21 protein-coding genes are annotated in these 26763 nt (G+C 64.9%); 11 read left to right on the top strand and 10 right to left on the bottom strand.

Going from position 1 to position 26763, the window contains the following annotated elements:
• Positions 1 to 74 precede the first annotated feature (74 nt).
• The 4 genes from ACJ70B_RS11915 (at position 75) to ACJ70B_RS11900 (ending at position 3056) form a co-directional block, all read left to right on the top strand.
• The gene (locus ACJ70B_RS11915) at positions 75 to 644 is read left to right on the top strand and encodes a GNAT family N-acetyltransferase (RefSeq protein WP_408957209.1); all 570 of its coding nucleotides are present in this window, start codon (positions 75 to 77) and stop codon (positions 642 to 644) included.
• A 171-nt stretch (positions 645 to 815) separates the two neighbouring features.
• Positions 816 to 1514: a CDP-alcohol phosphatidyltransferase family protein gene (locus ACJ70B_RS11910; RefSeq protein WP_408957208.1), complete on the top strand. Its 699-nt coding sequence runs from the start codon at positions 816 to 818 to the stop codon at positions 1512 to 1514.
• Positions 1511 to 2215: a CehA/McbA family metallohydrolase gene (locus ACJ70B_RS11905; RefSeq protein WP_408957207.1), complete on the top strand. Its 705-nt coding sequence runs from the start codon at positions 1511 to 1513 to the stop codon at positions 2213 to 2215. Before ACJ70B_RS11910 ends, ACJ70B_RS11905 begins: the two co-directional genes overlap by 4 nt.
• 181 nt (positions 2216 to 2396) lie before the next feature.
• Positions 2397 to 3056: a metal-dependent hydrolase gene (locus ACJ70B_RS11900; protein WP_408957206.1), complete on the top strand. Its 660-nt coding sequence runs from the start codon at positions 2397 to 2399 to the stop codon at positions 3054 to 3056.
• 13 nt (positions 3057 to 3069) lie between these two features.
• On the opposite strand, the gene ACJ70B_RS11895 is transcribed toward ACJ70B_RS11900, so the two are convergent.
• Positions 3070 to 3720: a helix-turn-helix domain-containing protein gene (locus ACJ70B_RS11895; protein WP_408957205.1), complete on the bottom strand. Its 651-nt coding sequence runs from the start codon at positions 3718 to 3720 to the stop codon at positions 3070 to 3072.
• 135 nt (positions 3721 to 3855) lie between these two features.
• Here ACJ70B_RS11895 and ACJ70B_RS11890 point away from each other — a divergent pair, with 135 nt between their 5' ends.
• Positions 3856 to 4443 carry a DUF4188 domain-containing protein gene (locus tag ACJ70B_RS11890; protein WP_408957204.1) on the top strand — a complete coding sequence of 196 codons (588 nt, stop codon included), beginning with the start codon at positions 3856 to 3858 and terminating at the stop codon, positions 4441 to 4443.
• Between the two features lie 66 nt (positions 4444 to 4509).
• Here the strand turns inward: ACJ70B_RS11890 and carB are convergent, their stop codons facing one another.
• Positions 4510 to 7686 (bottom strand): carbamoyl-phosphate synthase large subunit, encoded by a 3177-nt coding sequence (gene carB, locus ACJ70B_RS11885; RefSeq protein ID WP_408957203.1) that lies wholly within the window; start codon positions 7684 to 7686, stop codon positions 4510 to 4512.
• A gap of 270 nt (positions 7687 to 7956) precedes the next feature.
• Between carB and ACJ70B_RS11880 the strand changes: the two genes are divergently transcribed.
• Entirely contained in the window at positions 7957 to 10275 is a 2319-nt protein-coding gene (locus ACJ70B_RS11880; protein WP_408957202.1) for a PAS domain S-box protein, read from the top strand.
• A gap of 86 nt (positions 10276 to 10361) precedes the next feature.
• On the opposite strand, the gene ACJ70B_RS11875 is transcribed toward ACJ70B_RS11880, so the two are convergent.
• The 3 genes from ACJ70B_RS11875 to ACJ70B_RS11865 form a co-directional block, all read right to left on the bottom strand.
• Positions 10362 to 10898, bottom strand: a complete 537-nt coding sequence (locus ACJ70B_RS11875; RefSeq protein ID WP_408957201.1) for a DUF5815 family protein — start codon at positions 10896 to 10898, stop codon at positions 10362 to 10364.
• A gap of 297 nt (positions 10899 to 11195) precedes the next feature.
• Entirely contained in the window at positions 11196 to 11606 is a 411-nt protein-coding gene (locus tag ACJ70B_RS11870) for a hypothetical protein (protein WP_408957200.1), read from the bottom strand.
• Between the two features lie 332 nt (positions 11607 to 11938).
• Positions 11939 to 13183, bottom strand: a complete 1245-nt coding sequence (locus tag ACJ70B_RS11865; RefSeq protein WP_408957199.1) for an NAD(P)/FAD-dependent oxidoreductase — start codon at positions 13181 to 13183, stop codon at positions 11939 to 11941.
• A gap of 290 nt (positions 13184 to 13473) precedes the next feature.
• On the opposite strand from ACJ70B_RS11865, the gene ACJ70B_RS11860 reads away from it, so the two are divergent.
• Positions 13474 to 14190 carry a DUF6149 family protein gene (locus ACJ70B_RS11860; RefSeq protein WP_408957198.1) on the top strand — a complete coding sequence of 239 codons (717 nt, stop codon included), beginning with the start codon at positions 13474 to 13476 and terminating at the stop codon, positions 14188 to 14190.
• A 370-nt stretch (positions 14191 to 14560) separates the two neighbouring features.
• Here ACJ70B_RS11860 and ACJ70B_RS11855 read toward each other — a convergent pair whose 3' ends face one another.
• A complete protein-coding gene (locus ACJ70B_RS11855; protein ID WP_408957197.1) occupies positions 14561 to 15892 on the bottom strand; it encodes an ABC transporter substrate-binding protein in 1332 nt (443 codons plus the stop codon).
• Positions 15893 to 16168: 276 nt separating this feature from the next.
• Between ACJ70B_RS11855 and ACJ70B_RS11850 the strand changes: the two genes are divergently transcribed.
• From ACJ70B_RS11850 to ACJ70B_RS11840, 3 genes are all read left to right on the top strand, one after another.
• Positions 16169 to 19114: a methyl-accepting chemotaxis protein gene (locus ACJ70B_RS11850; RefSeq protein WP_408957196.1), complete on the top strand. Its 2946-nt coding sequence runs from the start codon at positions 16169 to 16171 to the stop codon at positions 19112 to 19114.
• Positions 19115 to 19234: 120 nt separating this feature from the next.
• The gene (locus tag ACJ70B_RS11845; RefSeq protein WP_408957195.1) at positions 19235 to 20122 is read left to right on the top strand and encodes a homoserine kinase; all 888 of its coding nucleotides are present in this window, start codon (positions 19235 to 19237) and stop codon (positions 20120 to 20122) included.
• Between the two features lie 3 nt (positions 20123 to 20125).
• Complete coding sequence (locus tag ACJ70B_RS11840) at positions 20126 to 20494, top strand: hypothetical protein (protein WP_408957194.1); 369 nt, start codon at positions 20126 to 20128, stop codon at positions 20492 to 20494.
• 4 nt (positions 20495 to 20498) lie between these two features.
• Here the strand turns inward: ACJ70B_RS11840 and ACJ70B_RS11835 are convergent, their stop codons facing one another.
• The 3 genes from ACJ70B_RS11835 to ACJ70B_RS11825 all read right to left on the bottom strand — a co-directional run bounded on the left by ACJ70B_RS11835 (position 20499) and on the right by ACJ70B_RS11825 (position 23163).
• The gene (locus ACJ70B_RS11835) at positions 20499 to 21263 is read right to left on the bottom strand and encodes a hypothetical protein (protein WP_408957193.1); all 765 of its coding nucleotides are present in this window, start codon (positions 21261 to 21263) and stop codon (positions 20499 to 20501) included.
• 93 nt (positions 21264 to 21356) lie between these two features.
• Entirely contained in the window at positions 21357 to 22271 is a 915-nt protein-coding gene (pdxS, locus tag ACJ70B_RS11830; protein ID WP_408957192.1) for a pyridoxal 5'-phosphate synthase lyase subunit PdxS, read from the bottom strand.
• Positions 22272 to 22386: 115 nt separating this feature from the next.
• A complete protein-coding gene (locus ACJ70B_RS11825; protein WP_408957191.1) occupies positions 22387 to 23163 on the bottom strand; it encodes an acetoacetate decarboxylase family protein in 777 nt (258 codons plus the stop codon).
• Positions 23164 to 23253: 90 nt separating this feature from the next.
• Here ACJ70B_RS11825 and ACJ70B_RS11820 point away from each other — a divergent pair, with 90 nt between their 5' ends.
• Positions 23254 to 23958, top strand: coding sequence for a DUF1405 domain-containing protein (locus ACJ70B_RS11820; RefSeq protein ID WP_408957190.1), 705 nt, complete (start codon positions 23254 to 23256; stop codon positions 23956 to 23958).
• Between the two features lie 34 nt (positions 23959 to 23992).
• Here the strand turns inward: ACJ70B_RS11820 and ACJ70B_RS11815 are convergent, their stop codons facing one another.
• The gene (locus ACJ70B_RS11815) at positions 23993 to 26698 is read right to left on the bottom strand and encodes a valine--tRNA ligase (protein WP_408960107.1); all 2706 of its coding nucleotides are present in this window, start codon (positions 26696 to 26698) and stop codon (positions 23993 to 23995) included.
• Positions 26699 to 26763: the final 65 nt, after the last annotated feature.

Genomic DNA, 26763 nt, shown 5'->3' with positions numbered 1-26763 from the left:
TTCGAACGATGAAAGCGAGTATCGATTCAGCACTGGCACTAACTATTTATTCCAGCAACGGTGAAAGACGACCGATGCCCGAACTCTGGCGGCTGACCCGAAACCGATACGGTCGCACCGCCTACGACGCGCTCGCGCAACTGGGACTCACTGCGACGGTAATGCTAGAGTACGTCGCGCCGCTCGAGGACGCTCCCGTCGACACCGAGAGCACGGGCGCGTACTCGGTGGAACGCTGCGAACCGACGCAGACGGCGGTGCTCGATGCCCCGGTCGAGGAGCTTCGCCCCGGTGAGCGAGTGATCGCTGCACTCGAGGACGGCCGGCTGCGGGGCTACTGTTTCTGCTCGATCGACGCCGCCCACGAGATCCGTCCGCTGGAGCGGACGCTCGCGTTCGACGGGGCGTACATTAGGCGCGTCTTCGTCGATCCCGATCACCGAAATCAGGGGATCGCGACGGCGATCGTCGCCGAAGCCTGCCGACAAGCGCGCGAACGCGGCGCCCGGTGCGCCACCGCTCTCGTCGCGATCGATAACGGCCCGTCCCGACGACTGTTCGAGCGTCACGGATTCGAGCCCCGTCGGCGTCGGCGCTACGTCAGGGTCGGACCGTTTTCGCACCGTTCGACTCGAGCGGTGTAGTGAGCCAGCCGTCGAGCGGCGGAAACGACTCGAACGACGCTCCGCGACTCGAGCAGATTGCCGATCGGTATCGAGGAGACCATAGACGGTGTTGGATATATAGAACAGTACTAAGTAAATAGTTCTCAGGGCAGACTTATGCCGATCCCTGTAGTCGCTCCACACGAGCGAATGACGGGTGAACTGCGAGAGGTGATCCGAGGGGCCTGGAACCGGGTCGATCCCGCCGATCGGCGGGTGACGAACACGGCCGACAGGACGAACGTGTTCGAACAGCTCACCGGCGCGGACTACATCAGTCTCAGCGCGCTGTTCGTCGGGTGGGCCAGCGCACTCCTGTTCGTTAGTGGGGAACCGAACTGGGCGCTGCTGGCCATGTTCGGCGCGTTCTGTCTCGACAAAGCCGACGGTTGGTACGCACGACGCACGGGCACGTCCTCGCCGTTCGGGCGACAGATCGACTCGTTCATCGACATCTTCGCGTATCTGGTGCCGGCGGTGCTTCTGTACCACTTCGTCCTCGCGCCGGGCGTGTTCGCCAGCCTCGTCGTCGGGTTTCTCGTCCTCGCCTTCGGCGGACTCCGACTGGTTCGACACAACAGCGAGGGCTTTGGCTCCGACGATGGTGCCAGTTTCTATCACGGCACCACCGTCGTCCACACGAACCTCGTCGTCGTCGCAAACTACTTCCTCGCCGCCTTCGTCGCCCCCTGGAATGGCTGGCTAGCAGGGCTCGTCATCTGCGTCGCCTGCCCGCTGATGGTCTCGGACTACAAGGCCTACAAGACCGACATCAGCCACGTGTTGGCCGGCCTCGCTGCGGTGGCCGCCGCCGGACTCGCGCTCGCCCTCGAGTTCGGCTCCGTATGACCGGCCGCGCCGCGAGCGGCGGCCGACCGCGAACGCTCCGCGTCGATACCCACGTCCACACCGACGCCTCCGACGACGGCGTGACGGCCCCGGAAGAACTGGTCCGACGGGCCTGCGCCGTGGGTCTCGACGGAATCGCCGTCACTGATCACGACGCGGTCGACGGCGCACGCCGGGCCGCGGCGGTCGCAGCCGATCTCGAGCTCGTCGTCATCGTCGGCTGTGAGGTCTCGACCGCCGAGGGACACCTCCTCGCGATGGGCGTCGAGTCCGCCCCCGAACCCGGACGGCCGCTCGCCGACACCGCGCGAGACGTGCGAGCGGCGGGCGGCGTCGCGGTCGTCCCCCACCCGTTCCAGCGGTCCCGACACGGCGCTCGAGCCGACGCGATTGACGCAGTCGACGGGATCGAAGTCTACAACGCCCACACGATCACGAACGTCCGCAACCGACAGGCAGCGCGGTTCGCGATGCGCGGCGACTATCCGAAATTCGGCGGCAGTGACGCCCACCGGCCCGGAAACGTCGGCCGCGCCGTCACCGAAGTGCGGCTCCCCGCGGACGCGGCCCCGACGACCGACGCCGTCCTCGAGTCGATGCGCACAGGTCGGACCGCCGCCGTCGGCCGGCGGACGACGACCTGGCAGTACCTGACGAAAATTCTGGGCAACGCGAGACGGAAGACCCCCTCGCTGCGCTGAACGTCGCCGCGGCCGCTACCGGCAGCGCACACTCGAGGAGTCTCGGGTGAGAGAAGGCTCGAAGGAGTCCGAGTGGGAGAGCCTCGAGTATTCGCGCCGGCCCACTCCCGGACCGAGGGATGCGATCACGCAAGCCTCGCTCTTTAGCAGGAGTGAGCACTACATAGCCGACAGTATCGATATGATGGCGCTCACTCACGGGTTCGCGGCCCTCGCCCTCGCCGTCGTAGCGCTGCCGGTCCTCGGCGATCACGTCGGCGGGCCGCTCCTGCTGGCGGCCGCATTCGTCGGCGGGCTCGCGCCGGACGCCGACCTGCTGGCGAGCCATCGGAAAACGCTACACTACCCAGTCGGCTTCTCGGTCGTTGCGCTCGCCCTGCTCGGCGCGGTCGCGCTAACGGGGTGGACGGCGCTCGTGGTCCCAACGGTCGTCGCGGGGGCCGCGGCCCTCCATGCCGTCTCCGACGTGCTCGGCGGCAGCGCCGAGCGCGAGCCCTGGAACCCCGTGACCGACAACGGCGTCTACAACCACGTCCTCGGCCGCTGGCACCGGCCGCGGCGGTACGTCCGCTACTCGGGCGCGCCGGAGGACTTCCTCGTTTGTCTCGCCTTCGCGGCCGTCGCGATCGGCTCCGGACTGACCGCGCCGGCCGTCGACCGCGCGCTGATCGCTCTCGTGGCGTTCGCGGGCATCTACGCGCTCTGTCGGAAACGCCTCGCGGCGATCAGCACGGTAGCCGGTAGTCTCGTCCCGACGCGACTGTGCGCAGTCCTCCCCGCAGTGCGTGTCGAGGAGTCCGAGACCGACGGGACGACCGTCGATATCCGGTTCGGACGCTGAGCCGATCGAGTCGTCACGGCTCGCGTCGGTCGGCCCGTCCCGGACCGGGGAGCGCCGATTTCACCAGTTTCGCTTCGCCTCGACGGAGGACCGTACTGGCCGTCGCTTTATCGATACCGGCCGCTTCGGCGACCGTCGCGAGCGTGCAGTCTCGCGGCACTTCGAAGTATCCCTCCCGGATCGCGATCTCGAGGAGTTCGCGCTGCCGATCGGTCAGTAACGTCTCCGTGTCCGCGGTGTGCACCAGCGACTGGAGTTCGTGGGCCAGTCCGGACGCCTCGAGCGTCGCCCGGAGCTCCTCGAGTTCCTCGCGGGTTCCAGTCAGGTCGAACGCGAACCGGCCGTTCCGGACCGTGACCGGAAACTCGATCGGCAGTGACGGCTCCTCGACGAAGTCGTAGAGCGCCGTATCGGTCGTCTCGTACTTGCCGAGGACGCCCCGCTCGGTCGATTCCAGCGGTTCGAACTCGAGGATCGAGGGGTGCGCCCGCAGCGCGTCGACGACCGCGTCGGGCGCGTCCGTCGTGACCTCCCCGAGTTCGATCGCGGTCTCCCCCGATCGGTAGCCCGACAGGAGCGCGAAGGTCGCGTCGGAAAACCGCCGTGAGAGGGTCCGCACCCAGATGCCGTCGGGAAGTTGGATGCGAAATCGGGCGCGAATCATTGGGTGTCGACGACGGTGTGAGCGCCTCGGCCGGCGGATTCGCGTCGGACGGTACCGTCGAGCGCGTCGTCACTCGGAGATCTCACTAACATGTTAGTGTAACCGGCAAGTGGGAGCGCCACGAGCATGAGTGTAATGACAATACGCGACCGTCGGGACGGCGATTCGGAGGCGAGGAGCACGGAGAGACTGCGGAGCCAAGAGGGACCGATCGAACGGCGAGTCACCGCGGAGCGCGACGGTGAACTCGTCGTCTTCCACATCGGCATGCGAATCAACTCCCTCTGGAAATTCCATCTGTGGCTTCCGATACTCCTGTTCGGTCCGCGGATGGTCCGCGAGCTCCGCGCCGACCCGGACTCCGGACTGCTCGGCAGTCGAACGGTGGTCGGACCGGGGATCCGTCACGTCGAATTCGTCCAGTACTGGGAGTCGTTCGACGCGCTGGAGGCGTACGCCCGCGACGGCGACCGCTCGCACGTCGACGGCTGGCGGACCTACCTGAAGCGCAGGGAGAACAGTGCCGTCGGGATCTGGCACGAGACCTATCGAGTGGCCGCCGGCGAGTACGAGACGGTGTACGACAACATGCCGCCCCACGGACTCGCCGCAAGCGAGGGGACGGCGATCGTTCCCGCGACCGGTCGGCGAGAGTCGGCGGCCGGTCGAATCGGAACCGAGAGCGGCGCGGACGAGACCGACGGCGAGAACGGGGCGGACTAACCCGTCGCTGCGCCCGAAAACGAAGAAAACGGCAAAACCGACCCGAGGAAGTCGCCCGTCAGTTCGTCAGTCCGAGCGGCCCCACTCGGCCGCGCCTTTCGGACGGTCGGTGACGGCGGCGACCTCGAGGTCGCCCTCGAAGCTATCGAGCGCCTCGACGTAGGCCTCGGCGCTGGCCTCCGTCGAGAGGTAGGGGATCTCCTCCTCGACGGCCATCTCCAGCGAGTCGCGGTCGCGGCTGACGATGAAGTCGACGTTCCCCTCGCGGATGGCCGCGGGCACGTCGTCGAACTCGGTGACATCGAAGTGGTTATCGAAGCCGTCGATGTCTAAGTCGACGACGGCGGTGCCCTCGCTGACGGCGTTACCGGCGGCCTGCTGGGCCTTCCAGTAGGCCGTGCCGAAGTCGCTGGCCGTGCCCATGACCTCGCCCGTGGACTTCATCTCCGGACCGAGACGCGGGTCCGAGCCCGGCAGGCGGTCAAAGGGCAGGACGACCTCCTTGATCGAGGTATGGTCGGGGACCTGCTCTTGGGCGTCGAGGCTCTCTAAGGTCTCGCCGGCCATGACCTGCGCGGCGAGTTTGGCGATCGGAACGCCCGTCGCCTTCGAGACGAACGGAACAGTGCGCGAGGAACGCGGGTTCGCCTCGAGGACGTAGACCTCGCCGTCGCGAACCGCGAGCTGGACGTTCAGCAGGCCCGTAGTCTTCAGCGCTTCGGCGATGTCCTCGGTGACCTCTCGGACGCGCTCTAGGGTCTCTTCGTCTAACGAGCGCGGCGGGATCATGCAGGCGGAGTCGCCGGAGTGGACGCCAGCGGTCTCGACGTGCTCCATGATACCGCCGAGAATGGTATTGCGGCCGTCGGAGACCGCGTCGACGTCGAGTTCGATCGCGTCGGCGAGGAAGTCGTCGACGAGAATCGGTTTCTCGGGACTGACGCGGACCGCTTCCTCGATGTAGGTCTCGAGTTCGTCGTCGTCGTAGACGACGTCCATCGCGCGGCCGCCCAACACGTAGGACGGGCGGACGAGGACGGGATAACCGATATCGTGGGCGAGATCGAGGGCCTCCTCCTTCGAGAAGGCGGTGCCGCCCTCCGGCTGAGCGATGCCGAGTTCGTCCATCAGGGCGTTGAAGCGGTCGCGGTCCTCGGCTAAGTCCATCGCCTCGACGCTCGTCCCCATGACCTCGCAGTCGAGGCCGCGGCGCTCGAGTTCGTCCTCAAGCGGTTCGCCGATGTTGACGGAGGTCTGGCCGCCGAACTGGACCATCACGCCGTCAGCGCCGGTGGCTTCGGCCACGTCGGCGACTTCCTCGGCGGTGATCGGCTCGAAGAACAGTCCGTCGGAGGTGTCGTAATCCGTCGAGACCGTTTCGGGGTTGTTGTTGACGACGTAGGCGTCGATGCCGAGTTCGCGCAGCGCACGGACCGCGTGGACCGAACAGTAGTCGAACTCGACGCCCTGCCCGATGCGGATCGGGCCGCCGCCGACGACGATCACGCTCTCGATGTCACGGTCGACCTCGAGTTCACCCGCCGCGGCGTCGCCCTTCAGCGGGCCGGCCTCGAACTCGTTCTTGCGCGAGGAGTAGTAGTACGGTGTCTCGGCTTTGAACTCGCCGGCGCAGGTGTCGACCTGCTTGTAGGTGCGCCCCGGTACTTCCGTCTCGACGGTATCGACGTCCGCGCCGGCGGCCGACGCGATCGTCGCGTTGGTATGCCCGGTGATCGCGGCCTCGGTGAAGTCGCCCTCCTGGGCCGCCAGCGTCGAGTCGGCGATATTCTTGTAGCGCTCGGTGTACCACTCGAAGATGCCCGTCAGCTCCACGACCTCCTCGACGGTGTAGCCGCGATCGAAGGCCTCGAACATCGCGTACGGGCGATCGGGCGACGGCCGCTCGAGATACTGTTCCTCGAGTTCCGCGTCGCTGACGTCTGCCCAATCGACATCCGGCTCGTACTCGGAAGAGCGCAGGGCCTTGAGCAGCGACTCTTCGAAGGTGCGGCCGATGGCCATCGCCTCGCCGGTCGACTTCATCGCCGTCGTCAGTTCGAAGTCGACGTCGTCGAACTTGTCTTTGGGCCACCGCGGAACTTTCGTAACCACGTAGTCGATTGCGGGCTCGAAGGCGGCCGTGGTCTGACCGGTGATCTCGTTTTCGATCTCGTGGAGGCGCTTGCCGAGTGCGACCTTCGCGGTCACGCGGGCGATCGGGTAGCCGGTCGCCTTCGAGGCCAGCGCGGAGGAACGAGAGACGCGCGGGTTGACCTCGACGACGCGGTACTCGCCGCCGGGAGTGCCGTCGTCGTGCCACGCGAACTGGATGTTACAGCCGCCCTGAATGCCGAGTTCGCGGATGACGTCGAGCGCGGCGGTACGCATCTCCTGGTGGCCCTCGTCGGGGACGATCTGGGAGGGCGTGACGACCGTCGACTCGCCCGTGTGGATCCCCATCGGGTCGATGTTTTCCATGTTGCAGATGATGATACACGAGTCGTCGGCGTCGCGCATCACCTCGTACTCGTACTCGACCCAGCCGGCGATGGACTCGGTAATAAGCACCTCGCTGTTGCGCGAGAGGCGCAGCCCCTTGCGGACGCGGCGCAGCAGTTCGTCCATCTCGTGGACGACGCCGGAACCGGAGCCGCCGAGCGTGTAGGTCGTTCGGGCGATGACCGGCAGGCCGCCGACCGCGTCGACGGCCTCGTGGACGCGCTCCTCGAGGTCGTCCTCGGTCAGTTCCGAGACCGACTCGTCCTCGTCGAGTTTGATCGTGGTCGACTTCGGGACCGGCTGGCCGATGTTTTCCATCCGCTGGCGGAAGAGATCACGGTCTTCGGTCGCATAGATCGTGTCCAGCGGCGTTCCCATAATCTCGACGTCGTGCTCCTCGAGCACGCCCTCCTCGGCGAGCTCTGCGGTGACGTTCAGTCCGGTCTGGCCGCCGAGGCCGGCGATGACGCCGTCGGGGTTCTCCTTGCGGATGATCTCCGCGATGGCGTCGGTCGTGATCGGCTCGATGTAGACCTCGTCAGCCATCTCGGGATCGGTCATGATCGTCGCCGGGTTCGAGTTCACGAGGACGACGCGGGCACCTTCCTCCTGAAGCGCCCGGCAGGCCTGCGCACCGGAGTAATCGAATTCGGCGGCCTGTCCGATCTGGATCGGGCCGCTCCCGATCAAGAGGATGGTGCGTCCATCCCCGGTCTCGCCGTCTGCGGCGGTATCCGTACTCATCTGTCTTGTCGAATCGGAGTTCGCACATCGTAATAAGCCCCACGATACAGTACGAATCTCGAAACGGCTTTTCGAAATTCGAACTCGAGAGCGGAGGTTCGGGGGACGCCGATTTCGCGCCGACGCGGCCGGTCTCGCCGGGGAGGGTGTAACCCACTCCCACTCGTTCGGTCGCTAGTTGCGTTCCGCGTTTGCGGTTTCTAACGGCTATAACCACCTTCGGCGGCCGTATCTCTTATACCATCACGATCCTTCCTTCGAGTCGACTAGATGGTTGCGTTCGGCACCCTCGATTTTCGCCACTCACCAATCCTCGTCTACGCCGATCCAGACCCCACGGCCCGCCAGCGGATCGCCGACAGGCTCGAGGCGAGCGCCGCTAACGTGACGGTCGAACCCGTCGCAACGGCGGCGGAACTCGAAGACGCGATCGCCGAGAGCGACGACTGCGTGGGCGTTGTCACCGAGTATCGACTCGCGGAGACGGACGCGCTGTCGCTGTACGAGCGACTCCGTGGTGACGAATGCACGGACGCTCCGTTCATCCTCTACACTGCCGACGGCGGCGAGGCGCTTGCCAGCGACGCCATCACAACCGGTCTGTCGGGATACGTCCCGAAAGACCGCGAGGACTCGATCGAGCGGTTGCTCGCCCAACTCGAGACGGTCGTCGATGCGACCGCACGGGACGCCGAACCCGCCGCCGATGGCCAATCCCGATCGAAGCGAGATCGGCGGCCCCGTCGAACCGACTGTAACCGATTCGCCGCGGTGTTCGAGCACAGCCCCGACCCGATTATCGTGGTGCGTGCCGACGACGGCAGACAGATCGTCGACGTCAACCCGGCGTTCGAGGCGACCTTCGGGTACGCGAAAGCAGATATCACCGGCGACGAGATCGACGACGTGCTCGTTCCGGACGACGACGACCCCGTGGCCATCACCGACGCGGTCGGACGCGAGGAGGTCGTCACGGCCGATGTCGAGCGACTGACGACCGACGGGCGCAGGGCGTTCCGTCTCGCGGGCTTTACGACCGAGATCGACGGCGACGTCTATGAGTACGCGATGTACACCGACATCAGCGATCGGAAGCACCGTGAACGCGAACTCGAGCGATATCGTACCCTCGTCGAGACGGTCGGCGATTCGATGTACGTTGTCGACGAGGAGGGGACCATCGAGATGGTCAACGACGCGATGGCCGACAGGCTCAACGAGTCGCGTGCGAACCTCGTCGGAGCGCACCCAACGGACTATATGCCCGCCGACGATTTCGAACGAGGGCTGGAGACGCTGTTCGAGATCCTCGACGACGACGACCGAAGCTGGGGCACCTTCGAGATGCGCGTCGAGCCCGTCGACGGCGAGCCGTATCAGGCGGAGGACAACATCGCACCGCTGGTCGACGACGGAGAGCTCGTCGGCAGCGTTGGCGTCATCAGAGATATCTCCGACCGCAAGGAACGCGAGCGTCGCATCCGTCGACTCCACGACGGGACACGCCGACTGATGGCGGCAGAAAACACCGAGGAGGTCGCCCGCGTCGCGTGTGAGGTTGCACGGGACGCCCTCGGATTGCAGATCAACGGCGTTCACCTCTACGACGAGACCGACGATGCCCTCGTCCCCGTCGCCGTCACCGAGCGAACGGCGGCGTTGCTCGGCGACGTTCCGCCCATCGAACGCAACGGAGGTCTCGCGTGGGACGCGTACGAGGCCGGCGAAGCGATCGCTCACGGCGATGTTCGCCACGACCCGAGCGTGAAAAACCCCGAGACGCCGATCCGCAGCGAGGCACACATCCCCATCGGGGATGCGGGACTGTTCATCATCAGTTCGACCGAGCCCAACGACTTCGACGAGGAGCCCCTCGCGCTCGCGAGAATCCTCGTCTCAAACGTCGAGGCCGCCCTCGAGCGCGCTCGCCGCGAGGACGAACTCGCCGCTCGAACGACCGAACTCGAGCGCCAGAACGACCGGCTTGACGCCTTCGCCAGTACCGTCTCCCACGATCTACGAAACCCATTGACCCTGGCGGCGGGCCACCTCGAGAACCTCGAGAATCACGTCGACGACGACGGCGAGCGCTACCGCGAGGAGATCGCGTGGGCGCTCGACCGGATGGACGACCTCATCGAGAGCGTCCTCGCGCTCGCTCGCAGCGGGCAGCAGTTGACCGAGACGGAACCGATCGCGCTCGACGCGGTCGTCGATCAGGCCCACCGCACTGTCGATCCGGACCTCGAGATCACCCGCGACGAGTCGTTACCGACGGTCGAGGCCGACGCGGATCGGCTGCTCGTCTTCTTCGAGAACGTCTTCCGCAACGCCCGCGAGCACGCCGGCACCGACGTGACGGTCACGGTCGAGGCCACCGACGACGGGTTCGCGATCGCCGACGACGGCCCCGGCGTCCCGCCGAGCGACCGCGACGATATCCTCGAATCGGGGTACAGTACGTCCTCGGAGGGGACCGGCTTCGGGCTGGCAATCGTCGCCGAGGTCGTCGAGGCCCACGGCTGGTCGATCGCGGTCGAGGAAAGCGCGGACGGTGGGCTTCGGCTGGCGGTTTCGACCGCCGAGTGACGGACCCTCATTCGGTCGTCGTCTCGAGTAGCCTACCGACGGACATCGTAGTGCGAACGCGCCCGACCGAACAGCGGACATCACAGCTACAGGGCCTGATCGTACTCACTCTCGAACTCGCGCTGTCGCCGGTACTGATCGACGAACTCGCTGACGTCGAACTCGAGCATCTGGGACTCGAACTCGGTGATCGCGGCGTCGTCCTCGGCGTGGCTGACTGCGTGTTCCATGAGTTCGACGACCAGTTCGACGACGACCTCGTGTAGTCGCCGGGCGTCGAAGTCTGTCACCCACAGCAGGGTGTAGCCGACGGCACCGTCGTCGCTCGCGTCGTGGACGGCCACTTTCTCGGGGAACTCCTCCAGGACGATCCCCAGCAGGTGGGGCGTGCCAAACGACTCGAACTCGTCATCGGTATCGATCGTCTCCTCGAGCACGGCGACGAGCGATTCCGGGAAGAACCGAGAGGGCGGATGCACGTCGGTCACGACGGCGTGACTCTCGCCGCAGGGACATCGGTACTCGCGCATCCCCAGGTCGATCTCGTGGGGGTCGACGGTCTCCCCGCAGGGAAGCTCGAGCCGGTCGCCGCCACTGGAACCCGGAGCGCGGGAGTCAGTCATCGGCCGGAATTCGGCCGCGACGGCCATAAGGCCGACGACTCGGGCCTGGCCCGTTCGCACGGGCCGTGAAACCGTCGGTCCTCCACTGGTTGAATGAGTCACGGAACCGACGTTCAACGTGCCGTTCGCTCACCGCGTTCGCGAAGATCTCACACGGTGTCGTTTCGCGATCCACTGTCGCTCATCGCTTGACAGCGCGCCACCGCATGGCGGTCGGCAGAACTCGCCGTGATAGTCTGTCACCGTTGCCGAGCGACACGGACCGCGATGGAGACAGTAGTCTGTGAAACGGAGACGTCAGGGCCAGTCGTCTCGGACCTGTTCTTCGTCGTCGTCTTCCTCGTCGGCGGTAGTCGCCGGAATCCAGTCGGCCGCTTCGGCAGCGTCGTCGACATCGAGATACTCCCAGTCGACCTCGTCGGCCAGTTGCTCGTCCTCGTCACTGGCACCGATGTAGACGTAGCGATCGGTATCGAACTGGTCCTTGACGCCCTCGAGACTCTCCGCTTTGCCACGGGGACCGGAGAAGAAGTCCTGCCGAATGCGGTTCTTCCGCGTGAAGTTCGTCACGACGTAGGTCGGTTTCTCGGAGACGACGCCGATGTACTCGGTCCAGCCTCTGGCGTCTTCGAACACGCGCTCGGGTGAGGCGAGTTCCTTGAGCGCCTCGAGTTCGAATGCCAGGGTCATATCGCTGTCGCCGTTCATGCGTCATCGAACGCGTGCAGCCGGGAAAACGACTTCGATACGGTCAAGCAACGGAACGGGACCGCGGCAAGCGACGCAGGCGCGTTCGATGCGGTAGTGTTCCGTGACGATGTCACGTCGCCCGACTCGAGAGAAGCGTCCTCGAGACCGGAAAAGGCACGAGCGATCGGTCGACGGTCCGGTTACTCGAAGTACCGGTCGGAGATCGCGCCGCTGTGGCTGCTCGCTCCCAAATTCGACGTTCCAGAGCAAGTAGTCCTCGAAAGCGATACGGGAAGTGAACGATGGAACCCGCAGTGATACCCCGCCTTCGCTCGGCTCGAGAAAGCGGTTTACTGGGACTGTTCCTGAGGTGGCGCAAGATTATCGAGGTCGACAGACTGCTCTAAGAGGACCTCGGCTTGGTCGGCGACCGGGCGCTGTTCGCGCATCAACTGCTTGTATTTGCTCTGGGGCGAGAGGTCGCCGATGAGGACGCCCCCGACGATCTTGCCGTCCTTGAACGCGACGCGTCGCCACTCGGTGTCGCTGTATTTCCGCTCGGCGAACTCGTCGCCAAGCGTCGGGTGGCCAAAGGAGAGGAAGGGGAAGTCAAAGTGCGTGATGGAGTACGAGGAGACCCATTCGAACGCCTCGGCCTCGTCGTCGGCGGCCATGTTGACCGCGGCGATCCGACCCTGTTCCTTTGCCGAGCCCCAGGAGCCGTTCTGGGCCTGTTCGCCGAGCAACACGTCGTAGAAACGAGTGATGTCGCCCGCGGCGTAGACGTCGTCGACGCTGGTCTGCATGTACTCGTCGACGATGATGCCGTTGTCCTCCTCGAGGCCGGCCCCGCGGAGGTACTCCGTGTTGAACGTCAGGCCGATGGCGACGCCGGCGAAGTCACAGTCGTAGCGGTCGCCGTTCGGATCGACGGCGGCGGTGACGTGATCCTCGTCGTCGGTCTCGAAGTGGTCGACACCGCTGTCGAAGACGGGCTCGACGCCGACCTCGCGCATGCCTTCGTGCATGATCTCCGCACCGTCTGCAGAGAGTGCGTAGCGCCACCAGCGGTCGCCACGCATCAGGTAGTCAGCCTCGATGCCCTGTGCGCCACAGACGGCCGCAAAGTCGATGCCGAGCAGGCCGGCACCGACGATGACGCCCCTGTCGGCTTGCTCCGCGTGCTCGCGGATCCCACGAGCATCCTGGAACGTCCAGAAGTGGTGGACCCCGTCAGCGTCGCTGTTCTCGACCGGAAGCTGGGTCGGTGTCCCGCCGGTGGCGACGAGGAGTTTGTCGTAGGGGATGTCCCCGCTCGAATGCGTGTGGACGACCTGCTCGTCGGTATCGACGCTCGTCACGTGGGTGTTCAACGAGAGATCGATATCGCGATCGTCGTACCACTCCTCGTCGTGAATCGAGATGGGGGCTTCGGGGAGCTTTCCTTTCGCGTGTTCCTTGATCAGAATTCGGTTATACAATGGCTCCCCCTCATCGGTGATGACGGTAATCTTCGCGTCCGGGTCTTCCTCCCGGAGGGTCTCGGCAGCCGAACTGCCCGAGATCCCGTCACCGATGATGACGTACTGGGTCATATCCGGAACGTTCGTAATGCGGGTTAAAGTGGGTTGCTATCTCGTCTATTTTTCCGGACGGGGTGTCATGACACAACAATCGTAAACTACGGACCGAATACGGTTACTGAACCAACTCCGATATCGGCCGGTTCGACGCACCCGCAAAAAGCAAAGTTCGCCGCCGTCTCGGACGCGAGTCACCGTATGGCAGCCGCTCGCTCGCACCGACCGAACCGATACGTCGTCCGATGAGAGGGTTAACATTGTTGTCCGAACCGTTCTTTAGTGGCTACTCCCAATATGGAAGCATGAAGCTCCGCCAGAACGCGAAACACGTCGCCTACCGCAAGGCCCTCGAGACGCCGGGGATCCGCTCGGTCGCGAACACGGGGTTGGTCAAGCTCCATACGAAAATCTTCGCCGGCAAGGCCGATCCGGCCCACGCCGAGGAACGAAAACCCCACCTCGACGGGCTCTTCGACGCGACGATGGACAGTTACCTGCGGGCGCTTCAGGACGGCTACACCGAGGCCGAGGCCCGCGAGATCACCCACGTTCAGGCCAACTTCGACTTCTACAACCACGGCTGGACCGAGATGATGGAGTTCCCAGCCGACGAACTCGAGGCACACTACGACCGCTATCGGGAGTTCTTCGACCGCTGGGACGTGACGATCGACGAGCCACTTGGCCAGTTCGCGCCGCCGGAAGGGCTCCCCGAGGCCCCGTCGACGCCCGAAAAGCTCGAGGACCCCGAGCATCCCCACGCCGAGGGCGGATTCGCCGACGATGTCTACGTCGAGACCAGCGTTGCGTCGGAGACGCAACGAGCAGACGGCGATAGCGCGGAGCTTCGCTCCGCGGACCGTTCGAGCGGGCGACGCCCGCGAGAAGAAGCCGTCGACGACGACGGCGACCTCGTCGTCGGGGGTCGTGAATCGGCAGATTCCGATTCACGGACGCAGCACGAATCTTCGATTTCTGCGGACGGACAGGCGGGCCCCGAGGACGTGGACAGTTCGTAGGGCGGCGAGCGCGAAGACGACTAAAGTAGTAACTGAAACGATTCACACATAATCGCAATGCCGTCCAGCGATCAGATGTGCAGTGACCAGTGGCTACTATAGCTCGAACTCACGCAGGAGTTCTCGCTGCCGTTCGACTGGTCGACCGCCGCACCCCGCAGCCGGAGCAGGGGACGGTGCTGATCCGACTCGACGACTCCCGCGTCGACTACACTGTGCTACTGTCGGTCCTCGAGCAGAGTCATTGGCACGCAGATTTCCGACTTTACTCTGAACACGACGCGCGAACTCGACGGGCAGGCGTATCCGACGGACACGGTCCTCAGCAGACAGCGTCGGGAAAAGCGGCTCGAGGCCGGAACCCAACGACTTAGAACCAGTTCGGATCGAGGTACTTGGCGTCGTCGGGCGCGTGCTGATCAGGCCAGATAACCTCCTGAGAGCCCCCGCCATCGTCGTTTTCCTGCCATTGGAAGTACACGGGGTGGACGTATTCCTCCCCGTAGATGACGTCGTGTGCGTACTGGTGGTCCGGCCCGTGGAACGCAATCTTACCGGTCGTCCCGGTGAAGCTCATGTCCTCGAGTTTGCCAACCAACTTCTCGGAGTCGGTCGTCTTGGTCTCATTGGCGGCGCGAGCGAACAGTTTGACCGCGTCGTAGGCGATGAAGCCGGTGTAGACCGGGCTCCGCCCGTTGTAGGTGTCCTTATAGCTTTTGACGAACGGTTGCGTCTCACTGGTGAGTTTGCTGGTCTCCGTGGCGCTGGCGTATCCTACGGCGAATCGGCACGCTCCGTCGGTCAGTCGGTAGTACGACGGGAGCTGCATCGGGACGTGAATGCCGCCGAAAGCGAACTCTCGCTCCGCCGGCCCCCAGTCTTGCAGGGCGGCGGTACCGGTGTGTGCCGTCGAGATGAACGCCGCGTCGGCCCCCGACGCTTCGACATCGTCGTAGATCGACGAGAAGTCGTCGGTCGCCGGCGGATACCGGTCCCACATCGTCACGTCAATGTCAAGATCGTCGAAGTGGCTCTGATAGAACGCCCACAGCCCCTTGGTCCAGTCGTAGTCTTCGGCGAGAACGGCGACCGAGTTCCAGCCGATATCGGCTCCCTTCTCGGACAGGAAGTCGATCTGCGCCTGCGCGAGGTTCGAACCGTTGATCGGACCGACGCGGAAGTGATACTTGTACGTCTCGTATTCCTCGTTTACCTTCTGGCTGGCCGTCGTTGTCGCGGCTCCCGCCGTGAGGTGGAGCGTCTGTTGCTCCGCGATGTCGTCCATTAGCTCCACGAGCGCCTCGCTCGTGGAAATGCCGACGGTGACGTCGGCCCCCTCCTCGAGGATGAGCCGCTGGTACTGGCGACGGGCCTCGAGCGAACTCGAGTTCGTGTCGCCGACGACCATCTCGACGTCGCGACCGTTGATACCGTCTGCCTCTCGTAATTCGCGGACGGCGATCTGCGCTCCGCGAACGATCGAGCGGCCGGTGGAATCGCTGTCCGGGTTCGGTGCGAGAACGCCGATCGTCACCGGCTCGACGTCGTTGCCGCCGACGATCGAGCCGGCCGTTCCGAGACAGCCCGCAAGCGAGAGGCCGGCCGCTCCACCGGCTGTCGTTTTGAGTACTCGACGGCGGTCGAGACCGTGCCGTCGGTCCGTGTCGGTTCCGGTTTCGTGCCCGTCATACGCGTCGTCCATATTGGGCAGTCGTTTCGACCTATGTTTCTTAACGTTTGCGAAGAATTTCACTGGAGAGTCATGAACGCGCAAGACAGTAATTCGACATAGATGATATTCAACTCCACAGCTGCAACACCCCCATACAATGGATGAAATATATAGATTTCAGGAAAATACGGTTTTATAGGACGAAGTGGACATCATTCGGACACTTCGCTTTTCCGGGTGCGATTATCAGCTCCGATAACTTCGGAACATCATTTATGTAGTGACAAAATCACGCGTGTGCTATCGATGGATATCGCTAGACGATTGGTGCCGACAGCTGTCCGACGGAGGTACGCGGTCAAGTTCGGGATCGCGTTGCTAATTCTCGGGCTATCGGTCGGCCTGATCGGATACGGGGCGACCGCAGGAATCACTAACCAGGTCGAAGACCGCGTTCAGACGGATCACGCGTCTTCGGCCAGACAGGAAGCACAGAGTCTGCAGATGTGGAACGAGCAGAACGAACACACGATCGGGACGATCGTCAGATCGGACGTCGTCGCCAGCGACGATTCAGGGGCGATCCAACGTCGGTTCCTCGACTGGCAGGAACATCTGGACACCGACACGTTCGATATCTCCTACGTCGACCTCTCCAACGAAACGGTGACGGCCAGCACCAACGGGGCCTACCGTGACGTGGCAGCAAGCAAACTGAACGTCCCGAGCGAGGCCTACTCGCAGGCGACGACGAACGTTCCCTGGGTCTCGAACGCGTACCTCGCCGAGGGCGAGTTCGACCAGAACACGACCGTTGTCACGTACGTCCAGCTCTCCGCCGCGAACGAGGACCGAGCGGTCGTCTACACGGCTGATTTCGAGGCGTACGCAAACCAACTGCAGGACAACGAGGGCGTCACGACGATGATCGTCGACGGCGATAACGAGATCATGCTCGACAACGTCGGCTACGGCTCCGAAGGCCACCACGGCGAGGGCCAGAAGATCGGCGATGGTCACGACCACGCGACGCTCGGGCTCACGTACAGCGGCAACACCAGCCTCCTCGAGACCGCCCGGACCGAGGGCGCGACCACGACGCGGACCTCGAGTTCGGCGCTGACGTTCGAGAACGGCGCGTACAACTTCGGCAGTGACGGCCACAGCGAGTACGTCACCAGCGCCGCGCGCGTGTTCGGCACCGACTGGGTCGTCGTGAGCCACCAACCCGCCAGCGAGGCGCTCGGGTTCGTCAACACCGTCAATCAGTGGGGGATTTTAACGACGATTCTCGGCGTCTTGCTGATCGGTGCGGTCGGTGCCGTCCTCGGTCGGAACACCGCCGTCTCGATCGACCGCCTCACCGACAAGGCCGGCCAGATGGAAGAGGGCAACCTCGACGTCGACCTCGAAACCAAGCGGATCGACAACATCGGTCGACTCTACAACGGCTTCGACTCGATGCGTGACGCGTTGCGCGAACAGATTCGGGAGGCCGAATCCGCGCGCGAGGACGCCGAACGCGAGCGCAAACGCGTCCAGGAGATCAACGACAACCTCGAGCAGACGGCCGACGCCTACAGCGACGTGATGGAGGCGGCCGCCGACGGCGATCTGACCGCTCGGATGGTCGCCGACGGCGACAACGAGGCGATGGCCGAGATCGCCACGGACTTCAACGACATGCTCGATGAGATCGAGCAAACCATCGCCGAGCTCAACCGGTTCGCGACCGACGTCGCGACCGCCTCCGAGCAGGTCACCGCCTCGAGCGAGGAGGTCCGCTCGGCCTCCCAGCAGGTTACTGGATCGATTCAGGAGATTTCCGACGGTGCCGACCGGCAGAACGAATCGCTGCAGTCGGTCAACCAGGAGATGAGTGCGCTGTCGACGACGACCGAAGAGATCGCCGCATCCTCGAACGAGGTCGCCGACATCGCCGAACGGACCGTCGATACCGGACAGGACGGACAGGAAGCCGCACAGGAAGCGATCGCCGCCATGGAGGAGATCGAGACCGAAGCGGGCAGCGCGGTCGACGAGATCCGGCGACTTGAGGACGAGGTCCAGCAGATCGACGAACTGATCAACACGATCTCCGAGATCGCCCGCCAGACCAACATGCTGGCGCTGAACGCCAACATCGAAGCCTCCCGATCCGCGGGCGGCAAAGACGACGAAGGATTCTCCGTCGTCGCGAAAGAGGTCAAGACCCTCTCCGAGGACGTCGCGCAGGCGGCCGACGAGGCCGAAGACCGGCTCGAGGCAATCCGAGATCGGACCGAAGAGTCCGCCGCGGAAGTCGAAGGAACGAGCGCCGATATCGAAGACGCAAGCGAACAGGTCGAGGAAGCGGTCACGGCGCTCGAGCAGATTGCCGAACTCGCCCAGGAGACCAACGTGGGCGTGCAGGAGATTTCCGCTGCAACCGAAGAGCAGGCGGCCTCGACTCAGGAGGTCGTGGCGATGGTCGACGACGCGGCGACGATTTCCGAGGAGACGACCTCCGAGGCCGAGAACGTCGCCGCTGCGGCCGAGGAACAGACGACTGCACTGACCGAAGTGACGAAGTCCGCCTCGAACCTCTCTCAGCAGGCCGCACAGCTGTCCGAAGCGCTCGACCGGTTCGACACCGAAGTCGACCGCGAGGACGTCGACCTCACGTCGACGTTCGATGTCGACGCGGAGCTCGGAACGGCCGACGCGAAGTTCGACACCGACATCGACGAGAACGGTGACGAGGAGACCGACCGGGACCGTGGGATCACGTTCGACGCCGACGACGATACCGACGGAGCCGACGCGGACACATCCGCTGAAGCCGACGACGGCGACGACGGACTCGACATCGCTACGGACGCGTCGACCGACGACGAGCTCGAGCGAGCGACGGCCGACGCCGCCGAGGGCGGTTCGAACGATGGGGCGATCGAAACCGAGCCGGCTACCGACGACGCGGTGACTCGCGAAGCGACGGACGCGCCGGCAGCCGACGATCAAGCCGATGAACTCGATGCGGACGAGATCCTCGGACTCGAGGACGACGCCGAGGCCGACGAAGTGACGAACGACGAACCAACGGACGAGCCAGCGAGCGACGGCGACAGCGCTGGCACCCCCGACGACGCGGTCGACGATGATCCGGCCGCGACCGACGAGCCCGAAAGCGATGACGACGGAGACGACGAGACGGACGACGAACCCGAAAGCGAAGACGTGTTCACCTTCGGAGCGAGCGCCGAAGACGAGTAACGAAGCGCTGGCGGCGACTCGCCGCACGGACGTGTAGGCGGTTCGAGTCGGTGACGGCGCGCCGGTTCGGCGTCGTCGTCGTTCGCTACCTTTTTGCCTGCAGTCTCGGAAGGACTCGGCATGCTCACCGTGCGGGCACCTGCGACGAGTGCGAACCTCGGGAGTGGCTTCGACGTCTTCGGCGTCGCACTCGGGACGCCCGCCGACGTGGTTCGCGTCGAACGCGCCCCGAAGACGACGATTACGGTCACCGGTGCTGGCAGCGAGTACATCCCGGAAGATCCCGAGAAGAACACCGTCGGCGCGGTCGCTGACGCGCTGGATGCGCCGGCTCGAATTCGGATCGATAAGGGCGTCCGGCCCTCTTCGGGGCTCGGCTCGTCGGCCGCCAGCGCCGCTGCAGCCGCCGTTGCGCTAAACGCCCTCTACGACCGCGGCTACACTCGGAACGAACTCGTCCCCATCGCCGCCGAGGGCGAGGCGCTCGTCTCCGGCGAGGCCCACGCGGACAACGTCGCCCCCTCACTGTTAGGCGGCTTCACCGTCGTCACCGACGACGGCGTTACGCAAGTCGACGCCACCGTTCCGGTCGTCGCCTGCCTCCCCGAAATGGCCGTCTCCACGCGCGACGCACGCGGTGTCGTCCCCCAATCGGCCGCGATGGACGACGTCGTCGACACCGTCGGCAACGCCGCCACGCTGACCGTCGGCATGACCCGAAACGACCCCGACCTCGTCGGCAAAGGCATGTGTGACGCCATCGTCACGCCCGAACGGACAAAACTCATCGACGGCTACGATCGAGTCCGCGACGCCGCGCTCGAGGCGGGCGCGACCGGTGTGACGGTAAGCGGTGCCGGGCCGGGAATTCTGGCGGCCTGCCACCGACGCGACCGGCAGGCGGTCGCCGCGGCGATGGTCGATGCCTTCGACGCCGTCGGGATCGAGAGCCGGGCCTACCAGACCGCGATCGGCGAGGGAGCGCGGCTGTACCGCGACGGCGCGTAGCGGATGGGGACGCGGACCGACGGCGCGCTCGCGGTGCTCGCGCTCGCCGCGTTTCTGGCCCTCGTCGTCCGCGTCGATGCGTCGCTTTCGGTCGGATTGTTGCTCCTCGGTGGTACCACAACGGTCGTATTCGAGATACTCGCTGCTCGAGACCCCGCGCTCGTCCGCTCGTACTGGGAGCGGTGGACCGTCCAACTCGCGTCGCTTGCAGCGGCGATCAGCGGGGCCGCCGTCGGTGCTCGAATCGCGCCGACGGCGGTGCTGTCGCTGTGCTGTGGCGCGACGGTGACCTATCTGGCGTTTCTCGCGCTTCTTCGAACGGGTATCGTCCCGCCGCTGGAGACGTGGTGGGGATCGGACTCGAGACGGTGACGACTCACTTCGGGCGGGCGGCCGTCTTCCAACGACGACCGTATATCCGCGGGAGTGCGTCGACCTTCGCCAGCCGAACGTTCGCCGGCACGGTCGAGACCCTCGTCGAGACGCCGGCCGGAAGCGGACCGCACGGTAGCGATGAAACCGCAGTCGGGTTGTTCGAGACCGGTCGTCGACCGGCGTAGCCGGGGCCGCGGCCCGCCGACTCGTACAGCGCTTCGAGCTTGGAATGGCCGTCGATAACGCCGCTACGGGCCGCCTTCGCCTTCTGTTTCGCCTCTTGTTGCAACGCCGCGTTCGTCGCGTCGGGTGTCAGATCCTCAACGAGTTCCCCGATCGTGGCCGCCGCCTCGGAGTCACCGGCCGACCCGAGTGCGCCGGGTCCGACGACGTCCTCGAGTTCGCGCCTGAGGTGGCGCAGTTCCCGTCGGAAACCGACGAGATCGACGGCGTTCCAGAGCTCTCGGCGGACGAGCGCACGTCGGATCGGGGTGAAATCGAGGGCGAGGTCCGGATCTCGTTCGCGGATGGCATCCGTAACTCGATCCGGTTCGACGAGATCCGGCAGGGCCGACGTGTCAACGGCGTCCGGTAGCTGCTCGAAATCGATCGTCTCGAGGAGGTCGTCGATCTCCCGGACGACGTCCAAGAGGTCAGCCGCTGCCTCCGATCCGTCGGCCGCGGGCTCCACGAGCAACCGGTCGATTCCCGCTGTGAGTGTGTTAGTAACCCGCTCTAGGTCGGTTTGAGGCGCCACCTGAGTCATACAACCGGTACGTCGTAGACGGAGAAAACGAGCGCGCTTGCCGATCTGTCGCCGGTTCGAATCGTCAACGGACGGAAACGGATCTCGACTCGCTCAGACGCCCCGGTCCTGCAGTTGCTCCTCTTCGGGGAGGTCGACGTTCGCGTCGCCTTTCATGCTCTTGCCGAGGTTCTTCGAAATCTCTGCGAGCGTCTCGGGATCGTCCCAGTTGTTGGTCGCCTCGACGATGGCCTCGGCCATCTCGGGCGGGTTCTCTGCGCCGAAGATACCGCTGCCGACGAAGATGCCGTCGCACTCGTGGTGCATCATGAGCGCGGCGTCGGCCGGCGTCGCGATCCCGCCAGCGGCGAAGTTGACGACCGGCAGCCGGCCCATTTCGGCGGTCTCGTGGACGAGGTCCGCGGGCGCTTCGATCTCGCGGGCGTAGGCCTCGCGTTCCTCGTGGCTCATTCCCTCAAGCTTGCGGATTGCACCCTTGATGGTTCGCTGGTGGTGGACGGCCTGATTGACGTCGCCGGTACCGGCCTCGCCTTTGGTCCGGATCATCGCCGCGCCCTCGTCGATCCGGCGCAGGGCCTCGCCGAGGTTGCGCGCGCCACAGACGAACGGTGCGGTGAAGTCGCGCTTGTCGATGTGATAGGCGTCGTCGGCGGGCGTCAGCACCTCGGACTCGTCGATCATGTCGACGCCGACAGCCTCTAAGATCTGGGCTTCCTTCGTGTGGCCGATACGGGATTTGCCCATAACCGGGATCGAGACCGACTCGACGATCTCCGCGACATCGGCGGGGTCGGCCATCCGGGCGACGCCACCGCGCTTGCGGATGTCCGCGGGGACAGCTTCCAGGGCCATCACGGCGACTGCGCCGGCTTCCTCGGCGATGCGGGCCTGTTCGGGGTCGACGACGTCCATGATGACGCCGCCCTTCTGCATCCGGGCGAACCCGCGCTTGACGAGATCGGTCCCGCGTCGCAGTTCCTCGAGATCGGTCTCGGTTTCGTCAGTCATAGTACGCAGTTGTGAGCCACTGTACTTACGCGTGTCCGTTCGAGTCCGAGTCACACGGATGACAGAATGAAGCCGGTCAGCCGGAGCGGAAACGGCGACACGAGGGACGCGCGTCTCACGCCTTACCGACCGGTTCGCCCGGATGCAACCGCGCACGCACTCGAGGCCCAGACAGTCGCGCGAGCGGCTGAGTCCAGCAGGCTAGTTGCGCTCGCAGTTCTGAATCAATCTCGAGCGTCGCACCGATTGGGGTTCCGAACGAAATGTCTCCCCAGATCTCGGCCCGCGTCCGCAGGAGGTCGTCGCCCATGGTCGTGTAGCTCCATAGCGTCCACTCGCGGTGATCGGTGCCGACTCGAGTTCGGGGCGGAGCGACCGCGAGTCGAACCCATTCCCGCCCTCGACTGTCGTCGGAATCCTCGGCGACGACGCATTGGAACCTTTGGGGCCCGTCGTCGATCTCGATGTCGGCCCGCTCCTTTGGATACCCCCAGATCTCGCGGCCGAGCGCGACCGAGGCGTCGGTCGTGACGGGGAGCCAGTGGACGTAGCCGCCGATCTCGCTGCCGACCAGTTGCGCGCCCGGCGCGTCGGTCCGCCCGTTCCGGACCGCGGGGACGATGACCGCGAACTCGTCGTAGGGCTCGAGTGCGCCGTCGTCCTCGGTATCGTCGAACCGGCCGCCGACGCGGTGGTACTGGATCCCGACGAGCGCGACGCAGCCGACGCCGGGGGCGATCGCAAGCGCAGAGAGATCGTCCGGGAGGACCGCCTCGAGCCGACTGCGACGGGCAGGGACGGTGATGCCGCCCATCGCGAAGGTCAACTCGAGCGGCAGTTCGACCTCGTGGCCGGTCGAGAGCCGTCGACGCGTCGGTTCGACTGTCGTCATAGCCGACGGTACGACGGGACACGACGTAGTGATGTATGGTCGCCCTCGAGACCGCTACTGTTTTGCGGGTTCCGGCCGTCGCGCTGGACGATGACCGCGTTGACTGGGATGGCGGACCGCGACCGCGCCGACGGCGAGTCGCTACCGGCGTATCTCACCCCCGTTCCGCGTACACTCGAGGAGCTCGGACTGCGATTCGCGTGGCTCGTCGTGGCGATCAACCTCGCGGGAACGGCCTTCGGCTTCTGGTACTACTCTAGTCAGTTCGCCGTGACCCCGGCCGCGATGTGGCCCTGGGTGCCCGACAGCCCGCTCGCGACGCTGTTTGTCGCGCTGGCGATCGCCGCCTGGAAGCTGGGCCGCGAACAGCCGTGGCTGACTGCGCTGGCGTTTTTCGGCAACATCGTACTCGGGTTGTGGACTCCGTACACGCTGCTTGCGTTCGCTGACTCCTATTCGTACCTCTCCCCGGTGATGTACAACTTCCTCTTCTGGAGTCACCTCGCGATGGTCGTCCAGGCGTTCGTCCTCTACCGAATCAGCGAGTTTCCGGTCTGGGCGGTGGCGGTCGCAGCCGTCTGGTACTGGAGCAACCTGCTCGTCGACTACTTCGTCCCGATCGTCGGCGAGCCCCACCACACGATCATTCCAGTCGCACGGGAGACCGCGATGTTCCTCGAGGCCGACGCGCTGGGCGTGATCGCCGCGGGCGAAGTGACGGCCGTCGTTCTGGCGCTGTTTCTCGCGCTCGCGATTCGAGTGAAGAAGTGTGAGTCGATCGAAAGTCGGTCGTAGCAGCCGACTCGAGCGATCTTGTTCTGTGACCGCGTTACTCGAGGATGACGACCGCCGACTCGGTCTCGATCATCTCGCCCGCACCCGAGTAGGTCCGCTCGAACTCGACGTCGAACAGGTCATCCTCGAGTTCTTCGCCCGCGACCCGAAGGAGACCCGCATCGTCATCGATTTCGTACTCACCGCTCTCGATACCGTCGTCGATTTCACCGACTTTCGACCCGAATTTGGGGCCGAGCGTCGAGTAATCGAGGTCGATCGACGCGACTTCGGTCGAGATCTCTGGCTGTTCCTCGAGCACCGTCAGCTCCTGGACGTGCATCACGTGCTGGATCGCGCCCTCGAAGCCGTCGACCGGCCCGTAGACGGCCACCGACTCGAGATTGGCGTTCAGCGGCAACTGGTTTTCGCTCTTATACCGGCGCAGCGCGGAGATGACCTCCATGGCGGTCTCACCGGCCTCGAGGTCGGCCTCGTACCCCTGCGGGGCGGGCCAGTCGCGGGTGTGAACGCTGTTGAGTTCGCCGTCGTCTCGCGGCTCGCCCCGCTCACCGCTCGACTCTTCTGAGGCGCTATGCGCCTCGCTGTCCGCATAGACGGCCTGCCAGATCTCCTCGGTGACGTGGGGCAAGAACGGGGCCCACAGCTCGAGGAACGTCCGGTGTGCGGTCCGCAGCGCGTACTGCGTCGAGGGCTCGTCCTCGCGTGTTTTGGCGATTTCGAGGTAGTCGTCACAGAAGGTGTTCCAGAAGAACGTCCGCAGGCGGTCGCGGGCCTTCGCGAACTCGTAGGCCTCGAGATGATCGGTCAAAGCGGCGACGGCGTCGTCGAGTTCCGCAAGCAGCCAGCGATCGATCGCCTCGAGTTCGGCGGGCTCGTCGGGGTCGCGCGGCGCGAGCGTATCGACAAGCTTCGAGGCGTTCCAGAGCTTGCGCAGGAGCTTCTCGCCGGCCCGGAGATCCTTCTCCTGGTAGGGGAAGTCATCGCCGACGGCGGCGCTGGCCGCCCAGAACCGGACCGCGTCGACGGGGTACTCCGCGAGCACTTCGTCGGGTTCGACGACGTTGCCCCGCGATTTAGACATCTTCTCGCGGTTCTCGTCTAACACGTGGCCGTTGATCATCGTCGCGTCGAAGGGCACCTCGCCGGTGTGCTCGTAGCACTTGACGATGGTGTGGAACAGCCAGAAGGAGATGATGTCGTGGCCCTGCGGGCGCAGATCGAACGGGTAGAGCTCGGGCTGTTCCATCGTGAACTCCTCGCTCTCTGCATCCCAGTCCCAGCCGGCGTTGATCAGCGGGGTCAGCGAGGACGTGGCCCAGGTGTCGAAGACGTCCTCCTCGGCCTCGAACTCGTCGCCCCCGCACTCGGGGCAACTGTCGACCGGCGGCTCGTCGCTCAGGGGATCGACCGGTAGGTCCTCGCGCTCGGCCATGATCTCGTGGTCGCAGTCCGCGCAGTACCAGACCGGGAACGGGATCCCCGAGTCGCGCTGACGGGAGATCAGCCAGTCCCACTCGAGGCCCTCGATCCAGTGCTTGTAGCGGCTGAACATCTTCTCGGGGTACCAGTCCATCTCCCGACCGGCCTCGAGGTACTCCTCTTTGTGGTCGAGGATCTCGACGTACCACTGCTTGGAGACGCGGTACTCGACGGTCGTGTCACACCGCTCGTGGACCTGGACCGCGTGGGTGATCTCCCAGCGGTCGCGCAGGTAGCCTGCGTCATCTAAGTCCTCGACGATGGCCTCGCGGGCCTCCTCGGTCGACATCCCCTCGTAATCGCCGGCGAGGTCGGTCATCGTCGCGGACTCGTCGATAGCGACCCGGAGCGGCAGGTCGTGGGCCTGGTACCACTCGATGTCGTTCTGGTCGCCGAAGGTACAGCACATCACGACGCCGCTGCCCTTCTCCATGTCAACGCGCTCGTCTTCGATGATCGGCACTTCGTGGCCGAACAGCGGAATCTGGGCGGTCTCACCGACGAGGTCCTGATTATCCTCGTCGTCAGGGTGGACGAAGACGGAGACGCAAGCCGGGATCAGTTCGGGACGAGTGGTGGAGATAACGAACTCATCTCGCGGCGCATCGTCTCCGACCAGTTCGAACGCGATGTCGTTGAAGTGCGAGCCGCGCTCGTCGTCTTCCATCTCGACTTGCGAAATGGCCGTCTCACACTCCGGACACCAGATCGCTGGGGCCTTTTTGCGGTACTCCCGCCCCTTTTCGTAGAGGTCGAGGAAGGACAGTTGCGAGACCCGCTGAACTCGGGGCTCGATCGTCTTGTAGGTGTTATTCCAGTCGATCGAGGTCCCGAGATTCTGCATCTTCTCCGTAAACTCGGCCTCGTATTCCGCACAGACCTCGCGGCAGAGTTCCTGAAACTCGCGGCGCTCGTACTCCTGATGGCGGATGTCGAGTTCCTTCTCGGTCAGGCGCTCGCTTGCGATCCCGTTATCGTCGTAGCCGAAGGGAAAGAGCACGTCGCCGTCGTGCATCCGCTGGAAGCGCGCGGCGAAGTCCTGCAGGGTGGAGCCGTAGAGGTGGCCCATATGTAGACTGCCGGAGACCGTCGGCGGCGGCGTGTCGATCGAATAGACCGTGTTCGGGTCCCGCTGTTCGTTGCTCTCATAAGCGTAGACGTCCGCGTCGATCCAGCGCTGCTGCCAGCGCGACTCGACCGTTTCGGGGTCGTAGCCGCCCTCGAGGCTCGGTTCGTCCTCCTGCTCCGGCGCGTCCATGCTCATGCTCTCACCGCCCGTTGTGGGCGTCGTCGCTGCGTCGTCCGTCCGTAACGTTGGCTATC

This window comes from Natrinema sp. 74 (genome assembly GCF_046097095.1).
Taxonomy (GTDB): domain Archaea; phylum Halobacteriota; class Halobacteria; order Halobacteriales; family Natrialbaceae; genus Natrinema.
Note: the sequence above shows the minus strand (reverse complement) of the source record. Positions and strands in the feature narration are given on the sequence as shown.

What these genes read in the sequence shown, in the direction of transcription:
- ACJ70B_RS11855 (WP_408957197.1), bottom strand. Translation starts at nt 15,892, where the DNA reads ATGGACGACGCGTATGACGGGCACGAAACCGGAACCGACACGGACCGA.
- ACJ70B_RS11845 (WP_408957195.1), top strand. Translation starts at nt 19,235, where the DNA reads ATGCTCACCGTGCGGGCACCTGCGACGAGTGCGAACCTCGGGAGTGGC.
- ACJ70B_RS11905 (WP_408957207.1), top strand. Translation starts at nt 1,511, where the DNA reads ATGACCGGCCGCGCCGCGAGCGGCGGCCGACCGCGAACGCTCCGCGTC.
- ACJ70B_RS11890 (WP_408957204.1), top strand. Translation starts at nt 3,856, where the DNA reads ATGACAATACGCGACCGTCGGGACGGCGATTCGGAGGCGAGGAGCACG.
- ACJ70B_RS11840 (WP_408957194.1), top strand. Translation starts at nt 20,126, where the DNA reads ATGGGGACGCGGACCGACGGCGCGCTCGCGGTGCTCGCGCTCGCCGCG.
- ACJ70B_RS11895 (WP_408957205.1), bottom strand. Translation starts at nt 3,720, where the DNA reads ATGATTCGCGCCCGATTTCGCATCCAACTTCCCGACGGCATCTGGGTG.
- ACJ70B_RS11835 (WP_408957193.1), bottom strand. Translation starts at nt 21,263, where the DNA reads ATGACTCAGGTGGCGCCTCAAACCGACCTAGAGCGGGTTACTAACACA.
- ACJ70B_RS11865 (WP_408957199.1), bottom strand. Translation starts at nt 13,183, where the DNA reads ATGACCCAGTACGTCATCATCGGTGACGGGATCTCGGGCAGTTCGGCT.
- ACJ70B_RS11825 (WP_408957191.1), bottom strand. Translation starts at nt 23,163, where the DNA reads ATGACGACAGTCGAACCGACGCGTCGACGGCTCTCGACCGGCCACGAG.
- ACJ70B_RS11815 (WP_408960107.1), bottom strand. Translation starts at nt 26,698, where the DNA reads ATGGACGCGCCGGAGCAGGAGGACGAACCGAGCCTCGAGGGCGGCTAC.
- ACJ70B_RS11900 (WP_408957206.1), top strand. Translation starts at nt 2,397, where the DNA reads ATGATGGCGCTCACTCACGGGTTCGCGGCCCTCGCCCTCGCCGTCGTA.
- ACJ70B_RS11820 (WP_408957190.1), top strand. Translation starts at nt 23,254, where the DNA reads ATGACCGCGTTGACTGGGATGGCGGACCGCGACCGCGCCGACGGCGAG.
- ACJ70B_RS11880 (WP_408957202.1), top strand. Translation starts at nt 7,957, where the DNA reads ATGGTTGCGTTCGGCACCCTCGATTTTCGCCACTCACCAATCCTCGTC.
- ACJ70B_RS11860 (WP_408957198.1), top strand. Translation starts at nt 13,474, where the DNA reads ATGAAGCTCCGCCAGAACGCGAAACACGTCGCCTACCGCAAGGCCCTC.
- ACJ70B_RS11875 (WP_408957201.1), bottom strand. Translation starts at nt 10,898, where the DNA reads ATGACTGACTCCCGCGCTCCGGGTTCCAGTGGCGGCGACCGGCTCGAG.
- ACJ70B_RS11870 (WP_408957200.1), bottom strand. Translation starts at nt 11,606, where the DNA reads ATGAACGGCGACAGCGATATGACCCTGGCATTCGAACTCGAGGCGCTC.
- pdxS (WP_408957192.1), bottom strand. Translation starts at nt 22,271, where the DNA reads ATGACTGACGAAACCGAGACCGATCTCGAGGAACTGCGACGCGGGACC.
- ACJ70B_RS11915 (WP_408957209.1), top strand. Translation starts at nt 75, where the DNA reads ATGCCCGAACTCTGGCGGCTGACCCGAAACCGATACGGTCGCACCGCC.
- carB (WP_408957203.1), bottom strand. Translation starts at nt 7,686, where the DNA reads ATGAGTACGGATACCGCCGCAGACGGCGAGACCGGGGATGGACGCACC.
- ACJ70B_RS11850 (WP_408957196.1), top strand. Translation starts at nt 16,169, where the DNA reads ATGGATATCGCTAGACGATTGGTGCCGACAGCTGTCCGACGGAGGTAC.
- ACJ70B_RS11910 (WP_408957208.1), top strand. Translation starts at nt 816, where the DNA reads ATGACGGGTGAACTGCGAGAGGTGATCCGAGGGGCCTGGAACCGGGTC.